Origin of the sequence: Cronobacter condimenti 1330, from assembly GCF_001277255.1 — a bacterium.
Taxonomy (GTDB): Bacteria; Pseudomonadota; Gammaproteobacteria; order Enterobacterales; family Enterobacteriaceae; genus Cronobacter; species Cronobacter condimenti.
Genome location: NZ_CP012264.1, coordinates 1,824,565 through 1,846,704 on the forward strand (window position 1 = coordinate 1,824,565; position 22,140 = coordinate 1,846,704).

General features: G+C 52.6%; 24 protein-coding genes, 4 pseudogenes and 1 other annotated feature. Of the genes and pseudogenes, 24 read left to right on the forward strand and 4 right to left on the reverse strand.

The features are described 5' to 3' along the window. Positions 1-137: 137 nt before the first annotated feature. Positions 138-674, forward strand: a complete 537-nt coding sequence (locus AFK62_RS08380; RefSeq protein WP_007676328.1) for a YniB family protein — start codon at positions 138-140, stop codon at positions 672-674. Positions 675-702: 28 nt separating this feature from the next. Here AFK62_RS08380 and AFK62_RS08385 read toward each other — a convergent pair whose 3' ends face one another. From AFK62_RS08385 to pfkB, 3 genes are all read right to left on the reverse strand, one after another. Further along, the gene (locus tag AFK62_RS08385) at positions 703-1,563 is read right to left on the reverse strand and encodes a fructosamine kinase family protein (protein ID WP_007676330.1); all 861 of its coding nucleotides are present in this window, start codon (positions 1,561-1,563) and stop codon (positions 703-705) included. A gap of 97 nt (positions 1,564-1,660) precedes the next feature. Continuing rightward, on the reverse strand, positions 1,661-1,957 hold the full coding sequence (ghoS, locus tag AFK62_RS08390; protein WP_007676332.1) for a type V toxin-antitoxin system endoribonuclease antitoxin GhoS: 297 nt from the start codon (positions 1,955-1,957) through the stop codon (positions 1,661-1,663). 54 nt (positions 1,958-2,011) lie between these two features. Then, positions 2,012-2,941 (reverse strand): 6-phosphofructokinase II, encoded by a 930-nt coding sequence (gene pfkB / locus AFK62_RS08395; RefSeq protein WP_007676336.1) that lies wholly within the window; start codon positions 2,939-2,941, stop codon positions 2,012-2,014. Positions 2,942-3,235: 294 nt separating this feature from the next. On the opposite strand from pfkB, the gene AFK62_RS08400 reads away from it, so the two are divergent. The 11 genes and pseudogenes from AFK62_RS08400 (at position 3,236) to AFK62_RS21080 (ending at position 11,364) form a co-directional block, all read left to right on the forward strand. After that, entirely contained in the window at positions 3,236-3,994 is a 759-nt protein-coding gene (locus AFK62_RS08400; protein ID WP_032984624.1) for a DUF481 domain-containing protein, read from the forward strand. Positions 3,995-4,269: 275 nt separating this feature from the next. Then, positions 4,270-4,497 carry a hypothetical protein gene (locus AFK62_RS08405; RefSeq protein ID WP_007676342.1) on the forward strand — a complete coding sequence of 76 codons (228 nt, stop codon included), beginning with the start codon at positions 4,270-4,272 and terminating at the stop codon, positions 4,495-4,497. Positions 4,498-5,027: 530 nt separating this feature from the next. Continuing rightward, entirely contained in the window at positions 5,028-6,533 is a 1,506-nt protein-coding gene (gene proP, locus AFK62_RS08410) for a glycine betaine/L-proline transporter ProP (protein WP_053531842.1), read from the forward strand. A gap of 147 nt (positions 6,534-6,680) precedes the next feature. After that, a complete protein-coding gene (locus tag AFK62_RS22440) occupies positions 6,681-7,169 on the forward strand; it encodes a hypothetical protein (protein ID WP_007676348.1) in 489 nt (162 codons plus the stop codon). Positions 7,170-7,445: 276 nt separating this feature from the next. After that, positions 7,446-7,955, forward strand: coding sequence for a serine protease inhibitor ecotin (eco, locus tag AFK62_RS08420; protein ID WP_007676353.1), 510 nt, complete (start codon positions 7,446-7,448; stop codon positions 7,953-7,955). Positions 7,956-8,220: 265 nt separating this feature from the next. Beyond that, positions 8,221-8,688: a MarR family transcriptional regulator gene (locus AFK62_RS08425; RefSeq protein WP_226991922.1), complete on the forward strand. Its 468-nt coding sequence runs from the start codon at positions 8,221-8,223 to the stop codon at positions 8,686-8,688. After that, complete coding sequence (locus AFK62_RS08430; RefSeq protein ID WP_007676358.1) at positions 8,669-9,427, forward strand: class I SAM-dependent methyltransferase; 759 nt, start codon at positions 8,669-8,671, stop codon at positions 9,425-9,427. The genes AFK62_RS08425 and AFK62_RS08430 overlap by 20 nt, the downstream gene beginning before the upstream one ends. A 100-nt stretch (positions 9,428-9,527) precedes the next feature. Continuing rightward, positions 9,528-10,001: a GNAT family N-acetyltransferase gene (locus AFK62_RS08435; RefSeq protein WP_200908866.1), complete on the forward strand. Its 474-nt coding sequence runs from the start codon at positions 9,528-9,530 to the stop codon at positions 9,999-10,001. 217 nt (positions 10,002-10,218) lie between these two features. Further along, a pseudogene (locus AFK62_RS22815) lies at positions 10,219-10,413 on the forward strand (hypothetical protein); the annotation flags it as partial. Between the two features lie 442 nt (positions 10,414-10,855). Then, a pseudogene (locus AFK62_RS08440) lies at positions 10,856-11,124 on the forward strand (HK97 gp10 family phage protein); the annotation flags it as partial. Continuing rightward, positions 11,087-11,364 (forward strand): annotated as a pseudogene (locus tag AFK62_RS21080) (phage tail protein). The pseudogenes AFK62_RS08440 and AFK62_RS21080, both read left to right, overlap by 38 nt. 122 nt (positions 11,365-11,486) lie before the next feature. Here AFK62_RS21080 and AFK62_RS08445 read toward each other — a convergent pair. Then, positions 11,487-11,807, reverse strand: a complete 321-nt coding sequence (locus tag AFK62_RS08445) for a hypothetical protein (RefSeq protein WP_007676362.1) — start codon at positions 11,805-11,807, stop codon at positions 11,487-11,489. Positions 11,808-11,980: 173 nt separating this feature from the next. On the opposite strand from AFK62_RS08445, the gene AFK62_RS22820 reads away from it, so the two are divergent. The 12 genes and pseudogenes from AFK62_RS22820 to btuC all read left to right on the forward strand — a co-directional run bounded on the left by AFK62_RS22820 (position 11,981) and on the right by btuC (position 22,137). After that, complete coding sequence (locus AFK62_RS22820) at positions 11,981-12,580, forward strand: NlpC/P60 family protein (RefSeq protein ID WP_007676364.1); 600 nt, start codon at positions 11,981-11,983, stop codon at positions 12,578-12,580. Between the two features lie 172 nt (positions 12,581-12,752). Further along, positions 12,753-12,932 (forward strand): hypothetical protein, encoded by a 180-nt coding sequence (locus AFK62_RS23070; protein WP_369834729.1) that lies wholly within the window; start codon positions 12,753-12,755, stop codon positions 12,930-12,932. A gap of 121 nt (positions 12,933-13,053) precedes the next feature. Next, positions 13,054-13,510 (forward strand): annotated as a pseudogene (gpJ, locus tag AFK62_RS21085) (TipJ family phage tail tip protein); the annotation flags it as partial. Positions 13,511-13,787: 277 nt separating this feature from the next. After that, positions 13,788-15,716: a threonine--tRNA ligase gene (thrS, locus tag AFK62_RS08460; RefSeq protein WP_007676367.1), complete on the forward strand. Its 1,929-nt coding sequence runs from the start codon at positions 13,788-13,790 to the stop codon at positions 15,714-15,716. Between the two features lie 3 nt (positions 15,717-15,719). Next, the gene (infC, locus tag AFK62_RS08465; protein WP_012905609.1) at positions 15,720-16,262 is read left to right on the forward strand and encodes a translation initiation factor IF-3; all 543 of its coding nucleotides are present in this window, start codon (positions 15,720-15,722) and stop codon (positions 16,260-16,262) included. Between the two features lie 97 nt (positions 16,263-16,359). Beyond that, the gene (rpmI, locus tag AFK62_RS08470; protein ID WP_001124225.1) at positions 16,360-16,557 is read left to right on the forward strand and encodes a 50S ribosomal protein L35; all 198 of its coding nucleotides are present in this window, start codon (positions 16,360-16,362) and stop codon (positions 16,555-16,557) included. Positions 16,558-16,604: 47 nt separating this feature from the next. Further along, complete coding sequence (rplT, locus tag AFK62_RS08475) at positions 16,605-16,961, forward strand: 50S ribosomal protein L20 (RefSeq protein ID WP_000124849.1); 357 nt, start codon at positions 16,605-16,607, stop codon at positions 16,959-16,961. Positions 16,962-17,079: 118 nt separating this feature from the next. Further along, positions 17,080-17,204 (forward strand) — a sequence feature (Phe leader region). After that, complete coding sequence (pheM, locus tag AFK62_RS22445; protein ID WP_106120997.1) at positions 17,085-17,129, forward strand: pheST operon leader peptide PheM; 45 nt, start codon at positions 17,085-17,087, stop codon at positions 17,127-17,129. It overlaps the preceding feature by 45 nt. A 142-nt stretch (positions 17,205-17,346) precedes the next feature. Next, a complete protein-coding gene (gene pheS, locus AFK62_RS08480; protein WP_007676376.1) occupies positions 17,347-18,330 on the forward strand; it encodes a phenylalanine--tRNA ligase subunit alpha in 984 nt (327 codons plus the stop codon). A gap of 15 nt (positions 18,331-18,345) precedes the next feature. Beyond that, positions 18,346-20,733 carry a phenylalanine--tRNA ligase subunit beta gene (pheT, locus tag AFK62_RS08485; protein ID WP_007676379.1) on the forward strand — a complete coding sequence of 796 codons (2,388 nt, stop codon included), beginning with the start codon at positions 18,346-18,348 and terminating at the stop codon, positions 20,731-20,733. Between the two features lie 4 nt (positions 20,734-20,737). Next, positions 20,738-21,037, forward strand: coding sequence for an integration host factor subunit alpha (ihfA, locus tag AFK62_RS08490; protein WP_007676383.1), 300 nt, complete (start codon positions 20,738-20,740; stop codon positions 21,035-21,037). A gap of 77 nt (positions 21,038-21,114) precedes the next feature. Then, the gene (gene btuC, locus AFK62_RS08495) at positions 21,115-22,137 is read left to right on the forward strand and encodes a vitamin B12 ABC transporter permease BtuC (protein ID WP_032984629.1); all 1,023 of its coding nucleotides are present in this window, start codon (positions 21,115-21,117) and stop codon (positions 22,135-22,137) included. Positions 22,138-22,140 lie beyond the last annotated feature (3 nt).

A 22,140-nucleotide genomic window follows, 5' to 3' on the forward strand; every position in this document is an offset into this window, starting at 1 on the left:
GCGGGAAAGGATAATCAATAGCCGGAAAAACCCCTTATGGCTACCGCTTTCCGCTTGCACGCCGGAAAGTTCAGGCGAAAAGGCGCGTCACGGGGTAAACTTAGGCGAATCTGTCGCGTCGCTATCAAGGGGAAAGCATGACGTATCAACAAGCTGGACGCATTGGTGTCTTAAAACGCATCGCCGGATGGGTGATTTTCATTCCTGCCACGCTCTCCACTATTATCTCCGTTCTGAAATTCATGTATCAGCACAGCGAGAAACAGCCTGGCATTAATGCCGTGATGATGGATTTTGCGCATGTGATGATTGAGATGGTGCGTTTTAACACGCCGTTCCTGAACCTCTTCTGGTACAACTCGCCGCAACCCGATTTCACGCGTGGCGCCAATATCGGCTTCTGGTTGATTTATATTTTAATTTTTGTCGGTCTGGCGTTACAGGCATCCGGCGCGCGGATGTGCCGTCAGGCGCGGTTTTTACGCGAACATGTCGAAGACAGCCTGATTCTGGAGCGTGCAAAAGGGGAAGAAGGACTCACCCGCGAGGCGCTGGATTCACGTATCGTGGTGCCGCGTCATACGATTTTTGTGCAAATCTTTCCGCTCTACGTCCTGCCTGTCATCGTGCTTATCCTGGGTTACGTGTTCTTTTCGCTGCTCGGCTTTCTGTAAAGATGGGCGCGCCGCGAAGGCGCGCCCGTCACACACCTAAAACGTGCGTTAACGCTTTCTGCGCGGTCACCAGATGTTGACCGCCGAAAAGCGTCGCGCGATTTAACAGGGTATAGAGCTGATAGAGCGGCTGGCGCTCCAGGAAACCGCCTGGCAGTGGCAGCACCGACTGATAGCCGTCATAAATTTGCGCGGGCTGTTCCGGGTGCAGCGGCAGCATCGCCAGATCACATTCTCGATCCCCCCAGTAACAGGCAGGATCAAAAATATACGGGCCATTGGGGCCTAATGCGCAATTGCCGGACCACAGATCACCGTGCAGCAGTGAAGGGGCGGGCTGATGAGAGACGAGTTGCTGATGCACCGCGTCGACAATTCTGTCGATATCCCCAAACTCCATGCCTTTTTCCGCCGCCAGTTCGAGCTGCCAGCCGATACGCTGTTCAGCAAAAAAGCTCGCCCAGCGGCGCTGCCAGGCATTAGGCTGTGGGGTGGTGGATAGCGTGTTGTCATAATCGAGGCCATACTGCGGCTGCTCGCTCCACTGGTGCAGGCGGGCAAGCTGCTGGCCCAGTAAAAATGCATTATGCGCATCCAGGGGTTTTGGCGGCAGATACTCAAGAAGCAGAAAACTGAAGTCGCGATCGCTTCCGACGCCGATGACGTCCGGCACCGTGACCGTTTTACTGCGCGCCAGCAGGGTAAGCTGATCGGCTTCGGCGGTAAAGCAGGGCAACAACGTGGCGTCGTCGCCTTTAACGAAAATCGTGCGCCCGGCCCAGTCGATACGCCACGCGGCATGAATTTCACCGCCCGGCAGTTCGGTTCGCTGGCTGATTTCACCGGCGCCCAGCTGTTCGTTTAACAAACGCGTAATGGCATGCCACATGATTACTCTCCCAGGTTTCCCGTAAAGAAAGTCAGCTTAACGCGCCTGTGCAGAGGATAACCTGCGCGAGCGCACATCCCGCCGGGCGCAACGGGCCTCAGTTAACGTCGTTGTCGCGCACCCACGCGTCGAAGGTGGTCACGATCACCTGCGGCGTTTCCCCAAGCGCCGCTTCTCCAAGCCCCTGGGCCAGCGCTTCGACTTCCTCTTTACTGAGCGCGCTGACCAGACCAAACGTATTGGTGCCGAGCTCGTGAATATTGCCATCGTCATCAGCAAGCGTGAGCTGAAAGCCGCCGCGCGTCAGATGATTAGTGAGTTCATTAATATCGGTCAGGCTTTTTTCATGAAATTTAACGGTGACGACATAGCGGGTCACTTCTCCATTACTCATGGCGAACCTCATTGTCAGCAGTGAAACGCCAGCCCTTCGGGGCTGGCCAGAAAGTTAGCGTTGAAGCCAGTGGTAGATGCGGTCAGTGTTTTCTTGCGAGCAAAGCCGCGTGCCCTGATTAATGGTCGCGGCGCTGCCGGCAGCGACGCCGTAGCGCACCATGTCCGTCAGCGACGCGTCCTGCGCGAGGCGCAGCGTCATGGCGCCGACCATGCTGTCACCCGCGCCGACGGTGCTCTGGCTTTTCATCGGCGGCGGCACGACCTGTACGCAGTCGGTGCCGTCGACGCCGAGCGCGCCCTGTGGCCCCAGCGACACCACCACGCGGCGGGCTTTGCCTTTCTGGACCAGCTCCATGGCCGCCTGACGCACGTCATCCGGCGCGGTTAAATCCCGTTTCACCAGCGCCGCCAGCTCTTTCTGGTTCGGCTTCACCAGTTCGATATCGCCAATCTCAAGCGCTGCGGCCAGCGCTTCGCCGGAACTGTCGATAATCAGGCGAAGGCCTTGCTGGCGGGCCGCTTTAATCAGTTGCTGGAGTTTCTCGACACCCACGCCAGGCGGCAGACTGCCACTGATAACGAGGATTGCGCCAGGCTCAATCGCCAGCACTTTTTCTTCGAGTTTTCGAAACTCATCGTCCGTCAGGGTCGCGCCAGGCATAACAAAGCGGTACTGTTCGCCGCTTGATTCAACATGGACATGCAGATTCTGGCGCGTCCAGTCGCGGGCGCTGATCGTTTCAACCGTCACCTGCTCATCGTGAAGCAGCGAGACGAGATGTTCGCCTGTCGCGCCGCCTGCGGGGAAGAGGGCGGTCGCGTTGCCGCCAAGGTGCACTATCGCCCGCGCGACATTGATGCCGCCGCCGCCCGGTTCAAAGACCGGCGCGCTGCAGCGCAATTTCCCTTCCGGATAAATCTGCGGCGTGATCGTGGCGCTGTCGAGCGACGGCGCCAGCGTCAGCGTATAGATACGTACCATATCGCCTCCGTATTTTATGGACTGCCCTAAGCGTAGCACCCGAGAGCCAGACGGTGGGTGATTAACGTGCTGATTTTACCTAACTCCTGATTTAAATCCGGGATGGGTTTTTTATATATAAAAAGTTATTTTTCAGAGTGCGCTTATTCTTAAATGTCGAAAGGAATTCATTGCTAAGCCAAAAGGCTCTTTTTATAATTCGTTACCTTTCTGTGGGCGGATTTTATTGATCCAGAGAAAAAGTTACGGGACCGTAATGGTCCTTTTTTTTGTTGTATGGACCTGAAAATCAACATGAAGCTTTTTAAGACAGTGCCCCTGGCAATGCTGCTGGCGGGTGGCGCGCTGCTGAGCCAGCACGCGATGGCTGATAATACCGTTTTTACTGTCATGGACGATCCTTCCACCGCGAAAAAACCGTTTGAAGGTAATTTAAACGCGGGTTACCTGGCACAAACCGGCAACACCAAAAGTTCTTCCTTAACGGCTGACAGCAATCTGACCTGGTATGGCAATACCACTGCATGGTCGCTGTGGGGTAACGCCAGCAACACCTCTTCTAACGACGAACGCTCTTCCGAAAAATATGCGTTGGGTGGACGTAGCCGTGTGAACGTAACCGATTATGACTATCTGTTTGGCCAGGCAAGCTGGCTGACTGACCGTTATAACGGTTACCGTGAGCGCGATGTGATGACGCTGGGTTATGGTCGCCAGTTCCTGAATGGCCCGGTACACAGCCTGCGTTTTGAATTCGGTCCGGGTGTGCGTTATGACGAGTACACCAACGGCGAAACCAAAACCCAGGGGCTGGGCTATGCGTCCGGCATTTACACCTGGCAGTTGACCGATAACACTAAGTTCACGCAGGGCGTCTCTGTATTTGGCTCGGATGATACTAACGTTAACTCCGAAACCGCGCTCGACGTGGCGATTAACGAGCACTTTGGACTGAAAGTCGCGTATAACGTGACCTGGAACTCCAGCCCGCCGTCAACCGCTCCGGATCACACGGACACCCGCACCTCTGTGACGCTGGGTTACCGCATGTAATTGCGCTTGCGTACATCATGCTAAAGGCTGGCACTGCCAGCCTTTTTTATTCCTTTCTTTATCTCGCGCTTATTTTAGCAATGCGTGTCATTAAGCTTACGCACGTTCTTAATCTATCTCTTTTTAAATCAACGCGATGAATGCGGATTCAGTTTCTTTGAAATCACTCGACAAATAATTTGACTGTTCCAAAGTGTGATCTGGATCTACTATTTGCGTGCTGGTGGTGAGTATGACGTCACCGAATTTTTTGCTGCAATAAAGAGATAATAAAGATGAATACTTTCAAAACCGCGGCCGCCGCGCTGACGCTGAGCGTGCTTTCTTTCAGCGCCTTTGCTGCCCCGACTACCCAGACCACACAAGACAACGCCCCTTACGCCGGATGGCGTGTCAGCGATATCGAAGCAGGCTCGAATATTCAGCCAGGCGCGTCCTCTACAGAGCAGTCAATGAATGATGCGTTTAACGCACAAACGCTGGTGGCAGGCGACTGGTCCTAATGGATTGCTGGTCTGACTTACCCTACTAAAAACCGGATCACACGATCCGGTTTTTTATTATTAGCCCCGCTTAAATTCCTTTCTTTTATATTCCCGCGATAGCGTTTAACCGCAGTGATGCAAATAAGCGCATTCTTATCACCAGAATGTGTGAGGTTCCCCATGCTTACGGTTTATGCGCAGGCTTAAATGCAGTTGAAAATATCCCCACCATCTCCAGGCATTTTCATCTGGTATTGCTTAGTTGGCTAATGAAATATGCCGAATTGCTATCCAAAATCGCGATAAAATAAACCTGTGAAGTTGATCACGAATTTGTTCGCTGTTAGGGTAAAGAAGAGTCAGTTATCTGAAAAAGCAGGTAAGCACATTCAGATAGGTCATTACTAACAGCGGGAAGAGTTCCTGCTACGCTCTTAAAAGAAGGCCCGGAATGATAAGCCTTCTTTATCGCGAAGGAAGCGGACTGTGCGGTATATGGCGGCGTTTGCCACTACCCACGTCAAAGAGCGAATTCAACGAGGATGGATATGAAGCTTAAAAGAAAAAAAGTAGAACCGATCTCTTTGAGTGACGTCACGATTATTGATGATGCAAAACTTCGTAAAGCGATTACCGCCGCCTCTCTGGGTAACGCGATGGAGTGGTTTGATTTCGGTGTGTATGGTTTTGTGGCTTACGCACTCGGCAAAGTCTTTTTCCCGGGGGCTGATCCCAGCGTACAGATGATTGCCGCGCTGGCGACGTTCTCGGTTCCCTTTCTTATCCGTCCGCTGGGCGGTCTGTTCTTCGGTATGCTCGGCGATAAATATGGCCGTCAGAAGATCCTCGCGATAACCATTGTCATTATGTCCGTCAGTACATTCTGTATTGGGCTAATTCCGTCATACGCGAGTATTGGTATCTGGGCCCCTGTGTTGCTGTTGCTCTGTAAAATGGCGCAGGGGTTCTCGGTCGGCGGGGAATATACCGGCGCGTCGATTTTCGTCGCGGAATATTCACCCGATCGCAAACGCGGCTTTATGGGCAGCTGGCTCGACTTCGGCTCCATCGCGGGCTTTGTCCTTGGCGCGGGTGTTGTAGTGCTGATTTCCGCGATCCTTGGCGAAGAAAGCTTCCTGAGCTGGGGCTGGCGTCTGCCGTTCTTCCTTGCGCTGCCGCTGGGTCTGATTGGTCTTTACCTGCGCCACGCGCTGGAAGAGACCCCGGCATTCCAGCAGCATGTTGATAAGCTGGAGCAGGGCGATCGCGAAGGTCTTCAGCACGGCCCTAAAGTCTCTTTTAAAGAGATTGCGACCAAGCACTGGCGCAGCCTGCTGACATGTATAGGTCTGGTGATTTCCACCAACGTGACTTATTACATGCTGCTCACCTATATGCCGAGCTATCTGTCGCACAACCTGCACTATTCCGAAGAACACGGCGTGCTGATTATCATCGCCATCATGATCGGAATGCTGTTTGTACAGCCAGTCATGGGCCTGTTAAGCGACCGTTTTGGCCGCCGGCCTTTCGTGATTTTCGGCAGTGTCGCGATGATTGTGCTGGCAATTCCCGCCTTTATACTGATCAACAGTAATGTCATTGGCCTTATTTTCTCAGGCCTGCTGATGCTGGCGGTGATACTGAACTGTTTCACTGGCGTAATGGCATCTTCGCTACCGGCGATGTTCCCGACGCATATCCGCTACAGCGCACTCGCGAGTGCCTTTAATATTTCGGTGCTGGTGGCCGGTCTGACGCCGACCGTCGCTGCGTGGCTGGTTGAGGGCACCGAGAATCTGATGATGCCCGCTTATTATCTGATGGTAGTGGCGGTGGTTGGCCTGATTACCGGTCTGACCATGAAAGAGACCGCGAATCGTCCGCTCAAAGGCGCGACACCGGCGGCCTCTGATATTCAGGAAGCGCGCGAAATTCTGCGTGAACATCACGACAATATCGAACAGAAAATCGAAGATATTGATAAAGAGATTGCCGATTTGCAGGAGAAACGAACCCGTCTTGTGGATCAGCATCCCCGCATTAACGAGTAATCATAAAGCCCCTTCGGGGGCTTTTTTTTGCCTGTAATAACACCCCGTGACGTTGGCATCGTACGATGACGCCTGTTCTGGTGCGGTGCTATCCGCTTTATACTCCACGCGTTTTTATCACTCCCGCTTTGCTTAAGGATGAGAGTAATGTCAGCAAGTGCAGCAGAAATTATCGGTGCCGTGGTTTTTATTGTTCTCCTGTGCGCCGTCGCGGCCGTCTACAAGCTGCGTCGCGAAAAAGCGTTTCCTGCCGTAAGCGCCAGAAAGCAGGCGGCGGCAGTGGCGGATTTTTCCGCGCAGGCGCAAGCATTAGCTCAATTCTTAACGGCACACCGTAATCAGAAAGTTTTTATCAATGTGGTATTCGCGCCTGAGGTAAAGCTGGCGTTACCGGCAGAGGCTGACGACAGGAGCTTTGAAATTATGCTCTGGTGCGAAGCGTGCCCTAACGAGACGCAGGGCCGTGCGACTGGTCTCAATATCACCGTTGAAGATGACCGCTATAAAACGCGCGGCCCGGCAAACGGCGAGACCGGCTTCGCGTTAAAAGGGGAGTTTACCGTTTCTGCGTTTCATGGCGACGCTGAACCTATCACGCATATTATTCTCATCCCTGTTCAGCAGGGCTACTGGTAAGCCGCCCACCGAAAACCCGCACGTGGCGATAATGATAAAACCCCGTTTAACGCTATTTTTCAAAAGGTTATGGTTTTTTGGCCCATCGGTTTAGCGGTTGTTGTGTGTCACAATTACACATTCTGTAAAAAAACATGTACGACGCACGCCAGCCGAAACGGTCTTCTTTCGTGACATAAGATACTATCCCTATATAAAATTTCGGCGTTTTTATTGGTTAAATAAAAATTAAATGGTTTATTTGGCTGTTTTTTTAGCAGAAAAGGATAGTAAATAATGAAGAATATCGCAGCGCTGATCACGACCATGTTAACCATGGGCAGTGTCGCCACCGGTGCGCTTGCAGGCGAAAAAGCGCATGACAACCTGGCGCCATACCCTGACGCGCAAGCAGGCATGGTGCGCCAGGTTATTCAGTTACCGACTCGCCAGGATGAGGCGTCGTATAAAGTTGAGCTGATGATCGGGCAAACGCTCGATGTGGACTGCAACCGGCATCTGCTGAGCGGACAGTTTGAGCAGAAAACCCTGGAAGGCTGGGGTTACGATTATTACGTGTTCAAGACTTCTCAAAATGACGACGGCTCTGTGAGGCATGTTTCCACAATGATGGCTTGCCCGGACGGGAAAAAAGAAAAGCGATTCATTACCGCTTATCTCGGCGATGCAGGCATGCTCAGTTACAACAGCAAGCTGCCGGTGGTTATCTATACCCCTGCAAATATCGAGGTGAAATATCGTCTCTGGAAAGCACAGGAAACCATCGCGACTGCGGATAAAGGGTAACGCGCTACCTCCACAGCGGCATTTGTAACGCAAAAGGCAGGCCATGACAGGCTTGCCTTTTGCGTTTTGTCTCATCGTGAACGAGGGGCAAGGGGTCATGCCGTTCAACCTTCTCACCCTGCTTATTCCCCTCTTCGGTAGTCAATCCCGCCACGTGGCACGGGATGCGTTGACGACGCGGCACAGGATGGTGTAAATACATTAGCGCTAATGCATTTGATGGGGCCGAAGTGAAGAGATGAATTACGTCCACGGACTCGGCGAAATGCTGAGATATCTTACAGAGCTGATAGACAGCGGGTCGGAGAGAGCTTATCCCGAGTTGCCCGTTAATTATCGCAGCCGCTATACGCCCGTGCTGCGTGCTTTGCTCGCGGGAGCCTCAACGGTGAGTGAAATCAAGGCGGTGACGTTTTTGACGCAGGGCGCCATAAGCCAGACAGTTGCGCTCATGGAGCAGGACGGCATCCTGACGCGCGAGGCATTAAGCGACGGGCGAAAAAGCGCATTGCGCCTTACGCCGCTGGGGCAGTCGATCCTTGAGGCGCTGGAGCTTCACTGGCAGTCCATTTTCTTAACCGTTGAGACGCTTGAAAAAGAAACGGGCTGGCCGCTAATGCAGGTGCTTAAAACTACGCTCGATGCGCTGGAAACACGCGGTGTGGAGAGCAGGATCCAGGACGCGAAAATCGCGCTCACACAGGGGGTACGGTATGACGAAAAACACGACTGAGCATGGCAACTGGTTTGCCGCGGGGGGCAGGGCGTATTCCCGGTTCCGCCCGGAATATCCGCCTGAGCTTGCCGCGCATCTGGCCAGCATCGCGCCGGATAACCAGAAAGCGCTGGATGTTGGCTGCGGCACAGGCCAGCTGACGCGCCTGCTCTCGGCGCATTTCCAGGCTGTCACGGGTGTCGACCCGAGTGAAGATCAATTGCGCAATGCTCCCGAAACACCGGGTGTCCGCTATATGGCTTCGCCTGCTGAGAGCCTGCCGGACGATTTTCATGGCTTTAACCTGATTACCGCCGCGCAGGCTGCACACTGGTTCAGGCTGGATGCTTTTTATAAAGAGGTGCGGCGCGTCGCGTCGGCAGATGCCATCCTGGCGCTAATTAGCTATGGCGTACTCAGCATCGACGGCGCGGTGGGTGAGCGTTTCAGGCAGTTTTATGACGACGAAATTGGTCCTTTCTGGCCCCCTGAGCGGCAGTGGGTTGATTCGGGTTATCGGGATCTCTTTTTTCCCTTTGCGCAGATTCAGGCGCCTGCGCTGGTGATTGAGGCGCAGTGGGATCTCAACGCGCTTCTGGGCTATGTCTCGACGTGGTCTGCTGTCAGGCAGGCGCAGCAGAAAGAACAGGAGAATATTGTCACCCGTTTTGCTGCTGACCTGCACGATCTGTGGGGTGACCCAGGTCAGCACAAAACCATGACGTGGCCTGTCAATATGCGCATAGGCCGGATTTAGCGGTGAAATCACGCCGCCAGTCATCATGATGGCGCGCATCGGTATACATACCGGGTTGGCTGATTTTCTTTAACCCGGCCCACAGTTTTTTAAGGGAAATATGGAAAATAACGCAGGCGTAATAACCTTTCGCGCGGCATGTGAAGCGGATCTGCATATTTTAATCGATCTACTTTATGACGATACGCTTGGCGCAACACGTGAGACAAAAGACGACGCCGCTTATGAGCGTTATCTGGCGGCTTTTCGTCGGATCCAGGCAAGCCAGGATAACACAATCCTTCTGGCGCAACGCGATGAGGAGATTGTCGGAATGCTCCAGCTAACGATTATACCAGGCTTGTCACATCAGGGCGCGCTCAGAGCGCAAATTGAGAATGTCAGAGTAAAAAAAGCATGGCGCGGCGCCGGCATCGGGCGACAGTTATTCGCTCATGCGATCGCGTCTGCCACACAAGCAGGCTGCATAATCGTTCAATTGACGACAGACCGACAGCGTCAGGACGCTATTCGGTTTTATAAATCGCTGGGCTTCACCGATTCACATTTCGGAATGAAACTGAAGCTGAAGTGAGGTGCGGGTTATTTTCAGAAATGACGAATAATACGCGTCTGGCGTTCCACGCTCCGGCCTACCGTATGTGCCGGAGCCGCGAAACAGCGTGGCTTTAGTCATTATCGGTTCACGTCTGGAATGATGAAGAGGTGTCTGTTAAACCCGTGGCGATTCAGAAGCCGAAACAGTCAGCGAAGTAGCATGGCAGAAGCTTAAGCCTACCGTTCGCGAGGCTGGATCTGAAATTGTCGTGAAGAATACCATCTGAACAGAGTTTGCACTGGCGGAGACTGGTGATTACCTGCTGATTGGTATATCGACAGAGGCAGATCCGATTGTGGTCGACGCCGACGAGGTGCGGCAGGTTATCCGTTATGCCGACACGTCCGAGCGCGTAGTGGATGACTACGCCATCCTGACGGGCATATAATTTACCTTACGATACTGGATAAAAATCATTTAACGGGATGAAGAGTGATAGAAGGTAAATATTGGTTTGTGGCATGTGTATGCTTTTTAGTTAGCTCAATTCAGCTATATAGGTCAATAACATTTCTGTTTAGCGGCATCTATACATTAACCTTCAGAGGATCGCGGCAGAACGAATATATACATAAAAATAAAAGACCTTTTGCGTACTGGTTCCATTTAATTTTTGATTTGATAATGAGCGTAATTATGCTTTATGTGAGTTTCTGGTTTATAGACTGGGTACCCTCATTTAAAGAATTGTATGGAATGATAAAAACAATTTATATAAGCATGAAGTCTGCTTTTTGATGCTCGCCCAGTACCGAATTATAAATTATTTATCAAAAGCTTACATACATAAACTTCGCTCTGGCGGGGTTTTTTATTGCCTGAAGAAAACCATGGCGGGAAAAGTAGGGGGGATTGGTCAGGCGAAAGCCAACCTCGACAAACTTATAAGTGACGTGCAGGGGCGTAAGGTTGTCCGCGCCGTGCAATCGGCGCTGTTAATCGGCGGAGCTCAGGCAGCGCTGTACACACCCATCGACACTTCAACGCTTCTCAACAGCCAGTTTCGCGAGATGACGCCAACGGCACAAAGGTGCCTGGCAGGGTGGGCTACTCAGTCAACTATGCGGTTTATGTTCACGATCCGCATGTCACGCAAACCTAATGTAGCCGTAGTGAGGCCTGGCGACGGTTACGAGCAACGCCAGGTTAAAGGCATCAACCCGCTCATGGATAAGTACTCGCTCGTTATCAGAGGCACCGACGATAACTGCCGGATCAATCCAGTTAAGCTATCGACGCGTTCCTGAAAGCGAGAATAGTGGTCGAGTCTTTTTACTGGACTCCGTCTGATACCGGAGTACAGAAACTTTTTGTCTGTCGGTCATGGAGCACCGTTTAGACAGGAGGATACTACGAGTTAACGGCTACTTTTGAACACGTAGCAAGATGATTCAGGCAGGCGCATTTAACGCAACAATAAAGAGACCTTCTTTCAGGTCTCCTTATTAAAGGCAAGTCAGGTTATAACCCTTTGACCTTTTTAAGTACTGAAGCAACGATCTCTTTCTCTTTGGAAATTACTTCATCACCGATGTCGGAAGGGTCAAAAGTCGCATCTTCTATTAGTTTGTCAATAGAAATGCCTTTTAGCGAACCCGATGTTATGAGTGCGGACAGGGTATAGAGAGTAAGCTCACTTCGAATAATGAGATGCTGGGTGTTCCCTTTAATATTCTCGATTTCTGCTTCTATATTCTCTTTCCACTCGGAGAGCTCAAGGTTTTCTTTCTCAAGCGTTTCGATGCGTTTTTCAAGTTGGGCAATAAGCATATCGGAGGCCATAAAGTATCCTTAAGCAGAGGTAATCAGCCATCCCCCCTTGCCGATGTTCTCCAGCAAATTTTCGCTGAAGGGCTGAAACCACAACATATAGACTGAGTGGGATATATCCTACCCTGATATTTGATCAGTTATAGACAGGGCCACTTTCGGGTGGTTTTTTATGGGAGTATTTCGTGCGTGACATCCCAGCGGCACTGATTATCGAAAGCGTTGGCGCATTCATTGAACTCTCCGAGGCAAACCTTCAGTCCTATGGCGGCGATGTAATCCGCTTTCACTCCGGCACCAATGGCTATTACGGTGATGTTGTATGGAAGGGGGGCACCTGTCCGTCATACCCGATAGCCGTTGAAAGGTTTCAGAGCAATAACGAAGGGGCGTATGGCATGGATTGCTACACGCTTTTTCGTGATGCGTACCATCTGTGCGGCATCGACCTGCCTGATTTTAAGAGGACACAGGGGGGGCTTCGGGAAGAGAACCTGTATCTCAAAAACATGGAAGCCAATGGTTTCCATCGGGTTGAGCTGTCGGAAGCCAGGCCCGGCGACGTAATTATTCGCCAGCCTTTCCCTGGCGCTGACTCCTGCCACGCCATGATCCTCCTGCATGAAAATATGGTGCTTCATCACGACTGCGCAGGTCACCTGAGCCGCAGGGAGCCTTACAGGCCAGCGTTCATTAAGCAAACTCATTCCATCTGGAGACACGAAAGGTGCTCATCTTTAAACTTGCAGGGCATTTACGAAGACATTTCCGAAAGGTCGAGATGAATGTTGAGACACCTGCGCAGGGATTAAGGCGGCTGTTGGCACAGAGCCCCCATTTAAAAAGGACTTCCTGAAAACCCGTATACGCATCCGTATAGCCGGCGAGGAGTTTACTGAAGATTCAGTTCGCCTGTATATGGACAGGAAGCTTCCTGATGGTTCAACGGTGCATTTCGTGCCAGTAGTAGAAGGTGCCATTTCGGGAACCGTCGCCCTGGTGGCAACGCTCGTGATAGCCGCTGCTTCTGTTGCTTACTCCATCTATATGGCCCGCAACATGAAAACTAAGAATGCGGCTGAAGCAGCAGAAAATAACACCATCACAAACAACTCTTTTACCAGCGCTGAAAACTGAGTTGGTCAGGGGCGGCCGGTGCCTCTTCTTCCTGGAGAGATGGTAGTTGGCTCAAACATAATCTTCGTCGGTATCGACACATCGAACAACCAGGACTGAATCAATTAGCTAAGGTGGCGTTATGTCTTCAGGCGGCGGCAAAGCCAGCACTCCTAAACTTCTCGACGAGAACCTCAAATCAAAACAGTTTTACCGCGTTCTGGATCTTATCAGCGAGGGGCCAATTTACCGTCCGGTAGACCAGACGCACCCTTCGTCCTTCATGCTGAACAAAACGCCAATCACCACTCCAAACGGTAATATCAGCATCAACGGCATTAGTGCAGCATGGCGGCGTGGCTCAGGGACGCAGGCTCCTATGAAGGGATTCTCCGCGATAGAAGCGACCACAGTCGTCAACACAGAGGTGAAATTTGCAACCCCACTGGTGCGAACTTACAAATCCGGATGTAACGCGCGTACGCTTCAACGTTGGCGTTACCGGTCTGGTTCAGCAGGATACAAAGGGGAACCAGAAAAACACCTCTGTTACGCTAGTACTTGAAACAAGAACTGCATCGGCAGCCTGGGTCGCTGAATAAACTGTCACCATCAATGGCAAGATTTGTATGAGCTTAGCGATGAGTAAAGCCATCGTTGCGTTGATATCGCATTAATAGCTTTATGCATTTTAAAGATGTTACCATTGTCACAGGCGCAGAGTGACACAGTGATACGAAAATCGCTTTGTGTACCAAAGTGCGTACCAATTTGACGAGTGTTGGTCAGATGGTATCGTAACTTAATGAATGTAAACGCTAATTTTAATCATATGTGATCTTGCGTGTGGGTCACCACTGTGAATAAGGATTTATGATGCCTGTTATTACGCTTCCTGATGGCAGCCAACGCCATTACGACCACGCTGTCAGCCCCATGGATGTTGCCCTGGATATCGGTCCGGGTCTCGCGAAAGCCTGTATTGCCGGCCGCGTGAATGGTGAACTGGTTGACGCCCACGATGTTATCGAACAGGACGCTCAGCTCGCGATTATTACCGCGAAAGATGAAGATGGACTGGAAATTATTCGTCACTCCTGCGCGCACCTGCTGGGCCATGCCATCAAACAGCTGTGGCCACATACTAAAATGGCGATTGGTCCGGTTATCGACAACGGCTTCTATTACGATGTCGATCTCGACCACACCCTGACTCAGGAAGATATCGACGCCCTCGAAAAGCGTATGCACGAGCTGGCGGAGTCGAATTACGACGTTATCAAGAAAAAAGTTAGCTGGCAGGAAGCGCGCGAAACGTTTGTGAATCGCGGCGAAAGCTATAAAGTGGCTATTCTTGATGAAAATATTGCCCGTGACGATAAACCAGGTCTTTATCATCACGAAGAATATGTAGATATGTGCCGTGGCCCGCATGTACCGAACATGCGCTTTTGCCATCACTTCAAACTGATGAAAACCGCAGGCGCTTACTGGCGCGGCGACAGCAGCAATAAAATGCTGCAGCGCATCTACGGCACCGCCTGGGCAGATAAAAAAGCGCTGAACGCGTATCTGCAGCGTCTTGAAGAAGCGGCGAAACGCGACCACCGTAAAATCGGCAAGCAGCTTGACCTGTACCATATGCAGGAAGAAGCGCCTGGCATGGTGTTCTGGCATAACGACGGCTGGACGATTTTCCGCGAACTGGAAACGTTTGTTCGCTCTAAGCTGAAAGAATACCAGTACCAGGAAGTTAAAGGTCCGTTCATGATGGACCGCGTACTGTGGGAAAAAACGGGCCACTGGGATAACTACAAAGACGCCATGTTCACGACTTCTTCCGAGAACCGTGAGTACTGCATCAAGCCAATGAACTGCCCAGGTCACGTGCAAATCTTTAATCAGGGTCTAAAATCATACCGCGACCTGCCATTGCGTATGGCGGAGTTTGGTAGCTGCCACCGTAACGAGCCTTCGGGCGCGCTGCATGGCCTGATGCGAGTACGCGGTTTTACCCAGGATGATGCCCACGTCTTCTGTACGGAAGAGCAGGTACGTGATGAAGTGAACAGCTGTATTCGCATGGTTTATGACATGTACAGCACGTTCGGCTTCGAGAAAATCGTAGTTAAGCTGTCCACTCGCCCTGAAAAACGCATTGGCACGGACGAAATGTGGGACCGCGCAGAGGCTGACCTCGCTGTCGCGCTGGAAGAGAATAATATCCCGTTTGAATATCAGCCGGGTGAGGGTGCTTTTTACGGCCCGAAAATTGAGTTTACGCTCTATGACTGCCTCGACCGCGCATGGCAGTGTGGTACCGTACAGCTCGACTTCTCTCTGCCGTCGCGTCTTGGCGCGTCTTATGTGGGCGAAAATAACGAGCGCCAGGTGCCGGTGATGATTCACCGTGCGATTCTGGGCTCTATGGAACGCTTTATTGGTATCCTGACCGAGGAGTTCGCCGGGTTCTTCCCGACATGGCTCGCTCCGGTACAGGTCGTGGTGATGAATATCACCGATTCGCAGTCTGAATACGTTAACGAATTGACCCGTAAACTACAAAATGCTGGCATTCGTGTAAAAGCAGACTTGAGAAACGAGAAGATTGGCTTTAAAATCCGCGAGCATACTTTACGTCGTGTCCCGTACATGCTGGTCTGCGGTGACAAAGAGGTCGAAGCAGGCAAAGTTGCCGTTCGTACCCGCCGTGGTAAAGACCTCGGTAGTCTGGATGTCAACGACGTAATAGAAAAGCTGCAGCAAGAGATTCGCAGCCGCAGTCTTCAACAACTGGAGGAATAAGGTATTAAAGGCGGAAAACGAGTTCAAACGGCACGTCCGAATCGTATCAATGGCGAGATTCGCGCCCAGGAAGTTCGCTTAACAGGTCTGGAAGGTGAGCAACTGGGGATTGTGAGTCTGAGAGAAGCTATCGAAAAGGCTGAAGAAGCCGGAGTAGATTTAGTTGAAATCAGCCCTAACGCCGAGCCGCCAGTTTGTCGTATTATGGACTACGGCAAGTTCCTTTATGAAAAGAGTAAGTCTTCTAAGGAACAGAAGAAAAAACAAAAAGTTATCCAGGTGAAGGAAATTAAGTTCCGTCCTGGTACAGATGAAGGCGACTATCAGGTAAAACTCCGCAGCCTGATTCGCTTTCTCGAAGAAGGCGATAAGGCTAAAATCACGCTCCGCTTCCGCGGTCGTGAGATGGCCCACCAGCAAATCGGTATGGAAGTGCTTAACCGCGTGAAAGACGATTTGCAAGAACTGGCAGTAGTCGAATCCTTCCCAACGAAGATCGAAGGCCGCCAGATGATTATGGTGCTCGCTCCTAAGAAGAAACAGTAAGGCCTTCAAGTAGCATTTTCTGTGGAGCCTTTGGGCTTCACAGATTTTGTTCGCCTACGTTTCGTTTAATTAACAATGCGAAGTGGATGTAATTAAGATGCCAAAAATTAAGACCGTACGCGGTGCTGCTAAACGCTTCAAAAAAACCGGTAAAGGTGGTTTTAAGCACAAGCACGCTAACCTGCGTCATATTCTGACCAAAAAAGCGACTAAGCGTAAACGTCACCTGCGCCCGAAAGCCATGGTTTCCAAAGGCGATCTGGGTCTGGTCATCGCGTGCCTGCCGTACGCATAAGCCGTTTAACTTTTAACTTTTTTACAGAATAGAAACAGGAGAGCACTATGGCTCGCGTAAAACGTGGTGTGATTGCACGTGCACGTCATAAGAAAATTTTGAAACAAGCTAAAGGCTACTACGGTGCGCGTTCTCGCGTATACCGCGTTGCCTTCCAGGCTGTTATCAAAGCAGGTCAGTACGCTTACCGTGACCGTCGTCAACGTAAGCGTCAGTTCCGTCAGCTGTGGATTGCACGTATCAACGCAGCAGCACGTCAGAACGGTATTTCTTACAGCAAATTCATCAACGGCCTGAAAAAAGCCTCTGTTGAAATCGACCGTAAGATCCTGGCTGACATCGCCGTATTCGACAAAGTGGCATTCTCTGCCCTGGTTGAAAAAGCGAAAGCAGCTCTGGCATAAGCCAGTTGAAAGAGGGAGCTTGTCTCCCTCTTTTAATTTCTACCATATCAATCTGTTGACATTTTTACTGGCGGGCTTTTCAATAGTGGAATTCGCCATTCAGCCAGTCAGGGTAACGCAAGCATGAACGCTGCCATTTTCCGCTTCTTTTTTTACTTTAGCGCCTGAATTAAAGGGGCTTTGCGCGTAAGAAAAGAAACGGAAAATCAACGCCAGAAGCCTCCATCAGGAGGCTTTTTTTATATCTGCCGTTTATGGGTCTGTTTCAAGTGGCAGGCGACAGAACGCGCCGCAGGCTTGCGCTGGCCGTGCGTGTCACCTGAAACAGAGAATAACAAGACAGAGTTCAACAAACCGGCGCAAGCGCCGAATAACGAGGAAAATCATGCCACATCTCGCAGATCTGGTTGCCAGTGCAAAGGCGGCCATAACCAGCGCCCAGGATGTTGCCGCGTTAGATAACGTACGCGTCGAATATTTAGGGAAAAAAGGGCATTTGACCCTTCAGATGACTACTCTGCGCGAGTTGCCGCCGGAAGAGCGTCCTGCCGCGGGCGCGGTTATCAACGAAGCAAAAGAGCAGGTACAGCAGGCTCTGAACGCACGTAAAAATGAACTGGAAAGCGCTGCGTTGAATGCCCGCCTGGCGGAAGAAACTATCGATGTTTCGCTGCCAGGCCGCCGCGTTGAAAATGGCGGTCTGCACCCGGTCACGCGTACTATCGACCGTATCGAAAGTTTCTTCGCCGAGCTTGGCTTTACCGTGGCGACGGGGCCTGAGATTGAAGACGACTATCATAACTTCGATGCGCTGAACATTCCGGGCCATCACCCGGCGCGTGCGGATCACGATACCTTCTGGTTCGACGCTACCCGCTTGTTGCGTACGCAGACCTCCGGTGTGCAGATCCGCACCATGAAAAACCAGCAGCCGCCGATTCGCATTATCGCGCCGGGCCGTGTTTATCGTAACGACTACGATCAGACCCACACCCCGATGTTCCATCAGATGGAAGGCTTAATCGTTGATAAAAACATTAGCTTTACCAACCTGAAAGGGACGCTGCACGACTTCCTGCGTAACTTCTTTGAAGAAGATCTCCAGATTCGTTTCCGTCCGTCCTACTTCCCCTTCACTGAACCTTCCGCAGAAGTGGACGTCATGGGTAAAAACGGCAAGTGGCTGGAAGTGCTGGGCTGTGGCATGGTGCATCCGAACGTGCTGCGTAATGTCGGTATCGACCCGGAAGTCTACTCCGGTTTTGCCTTTGGTATGGGCATGGAGCGTCTTACCATGCTGCGCTATGGCGTGACCGATCTGCGCGCTTTCTTCGAAAACGATCTGCGTTTCCTCAAACAGTTTAAATAAGGGCAGGACAGAACAATGAAATTTAGCGAACTGTGGTTACGCGAGTGGGTAAATCCGGCCCTCGACAGCGAGGCGCTGGCGAATCAGATTACGATGGCGGGCCTGGAAGTGGACGGCGTGGAGCCAGTCGCAGGTGCGTTTCATGGCGTCGTCGTCGGTGAAGTCGTTGAGTGTGGCCAGCACCCGAACGCGGATAAATTGCGCGTTACTAAAGTGAACGTTGGCGGCGATCGTCTGCTCGATATCGTCTGCGGCGCGCCGAACTGCCGTCAGGGCCTGAAAGTGGCTGTAGCGACCGTGGGCGCGGTGCTGCCGGGCGATTTCAAAATCAAAGCGGCAAAACTGCGTGGCGAACCGTCCGAAGGGATGCTGTGTTCTTTTTCTGAGCTCGGCATTTCTGACGATCACAACGGTATCATTGAACTGCCGGCAGACGCGCCTGTCGGCACTGATATCCGCGAATACCTGAAGCTTGACGATAACACCATCGAAATCAGCGTTACGCCGAACCGCGCCGACTGCCTTGGCATCATCGGTGTAGCGCGCGATGTTGCGGTGCTGAACGCGCAGGCGCTCAACACGCCGGAAATCGCACCGGTCAGCGCCACTATCACTGACTCGCTGCCCATTCAGGTTGAGGCCGCAGACGCTTGCCCGCGCTACCTGGGCCGCGTGGTGAAAGGTATCGATGTGACCGCGCCGACCCCGCTGTGGATGCGTGAAAAATTGCGTCGCTGCGGCATTCGTTCAATCGATGCCGTAGTAGACGTCACCAACTACGTGCTGCTTGAACTGGGCCAGCCGATGCACGCGTTTGACCTTGAGCGCATTGAAGGTGGCATCGTTGTGCGTATGGCGAAAGAGGGCGAAACGCTGACGCTGCTGGATGGCAACGAGGCGACGCTGAACGCAGATACGCTGGTCATTGCAGACCATAACAAAGCGCTGGCGATGGGCGGCATTTTCGGCGGTGAACACTCTGGCGTGAATGGCGAAACCCGTAACGTTCTGCTTGAATGCGCATTCTTTGCGCCGCTCGCTATCACGGGGCGCGCGCGCCGTCACGGCCTGCATACGGATGCTTCTCACCGTTATGAACGTGGTGTTGATCCGCAACTGCAATACAAAGCCATGGAACGCGCCACGCGCCTGCTGCTGGATATCTGCGGCGGCGAAGCCGGTCCGGTTATTGATGTCACGAGCGAAGCGGCACTGCCGACACGCGCCACTATCACGCTGCGCCGCAGCAAACTCGATCGTCTGATCGGCCATCATATTGCGGATGCGCAGGTGACCGATATCCTGAAGCGCCTCGGTTGCGACGTCACTGAAGGGCAGGGCGATTGGCAGGCCGTCGCGCCGTCATGGCGTTTTGATATCGCCATTGAAGAAGATCTGGTGGAAGAAGTCGCGCGCGTTTATGGCTACGACAATATTCCGAACGAGCCGGTACAGGCTTCACTGGTGATGGGTGACCATCGCGAGGCGAACCTTTCTCTCAAGCGCGTGAAAACGCTGCTTAACGATCACGGTTACCAGGAAGTGATCACCTACAGCTTCGTCGATCCGAAAGTACAGCAGTTGCTGCATCCGAATGAAGAAGCGTTGATCCTGCCAAGCCCTATCTCCAGCGAAATGTCGGCGATGCGCTTATCTCTGTTGACTGGTCTGCTCACGACGGTGGTCTATAACCAGAATCGCCAGCAAAGCCGCGTACGCATCTTTGAAACCGGCCTGCGCTTTGTGCCTGATACTCAGGCGGACCTGGGCATTCGTCAGGATCTTATGCTGGCAGGCGCTCTGTGTGGCAACCGTTATGAAGAGCACTGGGATCTGGCGAAAGGCGGCGTTGACTTCTACGATTTGAAAGGGACGCTGGAGTCGGTTCTGGAACTTACGGGTAAATTATCTGAAATTGAGTTCCGTGCAGAAGCCAATCCGGCCTTGCATCCTGGCCAAAGTGCTGCCATTTATTTAAAGGGCGAACACATTGGTTTTATTGGCGTTGTGCATCCGGAGCTTGAGCGCAAGCTTGACCTGAATGGCCGTACGCTGGTGTTTGAGGTGCTCTGGAGCGCGCTTTCTGACCGTGCCGTACCGCAGGCACAAGAAGTTTCCCGCTTCCCGGCGAACCGCCGTGACATCGCGGTTGTCGTGGCAGAAAACGTACCGGCAGCAGATATTTTGGCCGAGTGTAAGAAAGTTGGCGCAAATCAGGTAGTTGGCGTAAACTTATTTGACGTGTACCGCGGTAAGGGTGTTGCGGAAGGCTATAAGAGCCTTGCCATCAGCCTGATCCTTCAGGATAACAGCCGTACACTCGAAGAAGACGAGATTGCCGCTACTGTTGCGAAATGTGTAACGGCACTAAAAGAGCGATTCCAGGCATCATTGAGGGATTGAACCTATGGCGCTTACAAAAGCTGAAATGTCAGAATATCTGTTTGATAAGCTTGGGCTTAGCAAGCGGGATGCCAAAGAACTGGTAGAGCTGTTTTTCGAAGAGATCCGTCGCGCTCTGGAAAATGGCGAGCAGGTAAAACTCTCCGGTTTCGGTAATTTTGACCTGCGTGATAAGAACCAACGTCCCGGACGCAACCCGAAAACCGGTGAAGATATTCCCATTACGGCTCGCCGTGTGGTGACCTTCCGCCCGGGGCAGAAGTTGAAAAGTCGCGTAGAGAACGCTTCGCCGAAAGAAAGTTAATCTGACCTGACCAAAAAGGCCGCATTGTGCGGCCTTTTTTCTTTGCCCTGCCTAAAGCGAGCCGTAAAATCAAAGGCATGAAACTTCAACTGGCCTCTCTTTCCCTCTGTATTCACTCGCAACGCCGTCGTGAACGTCGCGTGCTGACGGGTCTTGCGCTAGCGCTGGCGCTGGCGGTGATACTCAGCCTGTGCGCAGGCGATGTCTGGCTGTGGCCCACCGCATGGACGAGCGAGGCAGGTCGGCTTTTTGTCTGGCAGATCCGCCTGCCGCGGACGCTTGCCGTCGTGCTGGTGGGGGCGGCGCTCGCGCTGTGTGGCGCCATGATGCAGGCCCTGTTCGAAAACCCACTGGCCGAGCCTGGGCTGCTTGGCGTTTCTAACGGCGCAGGCGTTGGGCTGGTGGCGGCGGTGATGCTGGGCGGTGGCACGCTCCCTGGCTGGGCGCTCGGCCTCTTTGCCATCACCGGTGCGCTTATCGCCACCCTCATCCTTCTGCACTTTGCGCGGCGTCACCTCTCTACCAGTCGGCTATTGCTGGCGGGCGTCGCGCTCGGGATTGTCTGCAGCGCGCTGATGACCTGGGCGGTCTACTTCTCCACCAGCCTCGATTTACGCCAGTTAATGTACTGGATGATGGGCGGATTTGGCGGGGTCGACTGGCAGCAAGGGTGGTTGATGCTTGCGCTGCTCCCGGCGCTCGTCTGGGGAAGTTTTCAGGCGAAGGCACTGAATTTGCTCGCGCTGGGCGAAACCTCTGCCCGCCAGCTCGGTTTGCCGGTCTGGATGTGGCGTAACCTGCTGGTCATCGCCACCGGCTGGCTTGCAGGCGTCAGCGTTGCGCTGGCAGGCGCGATTGGTTTTGTTGGCCTTGTGGTGCCGCACGTTTTGCGCCTGTGCGGCGTATCCGATCACCGGACATTACTGCCAGCGGCGATGCTCGCCGGCGGCGGCGCGCTGCTGGCGGCCGACATCATCGCGCGCCTGACCCTGGTGGCGGCAGAATTGCCGATAGGCGTGGTTACCGCCACCCTGGGCGCACCGGTATTTATCTGGCTATTATTAAGGGCTGGACGCGAGGTCCATCACACCATTGTTTAAGGG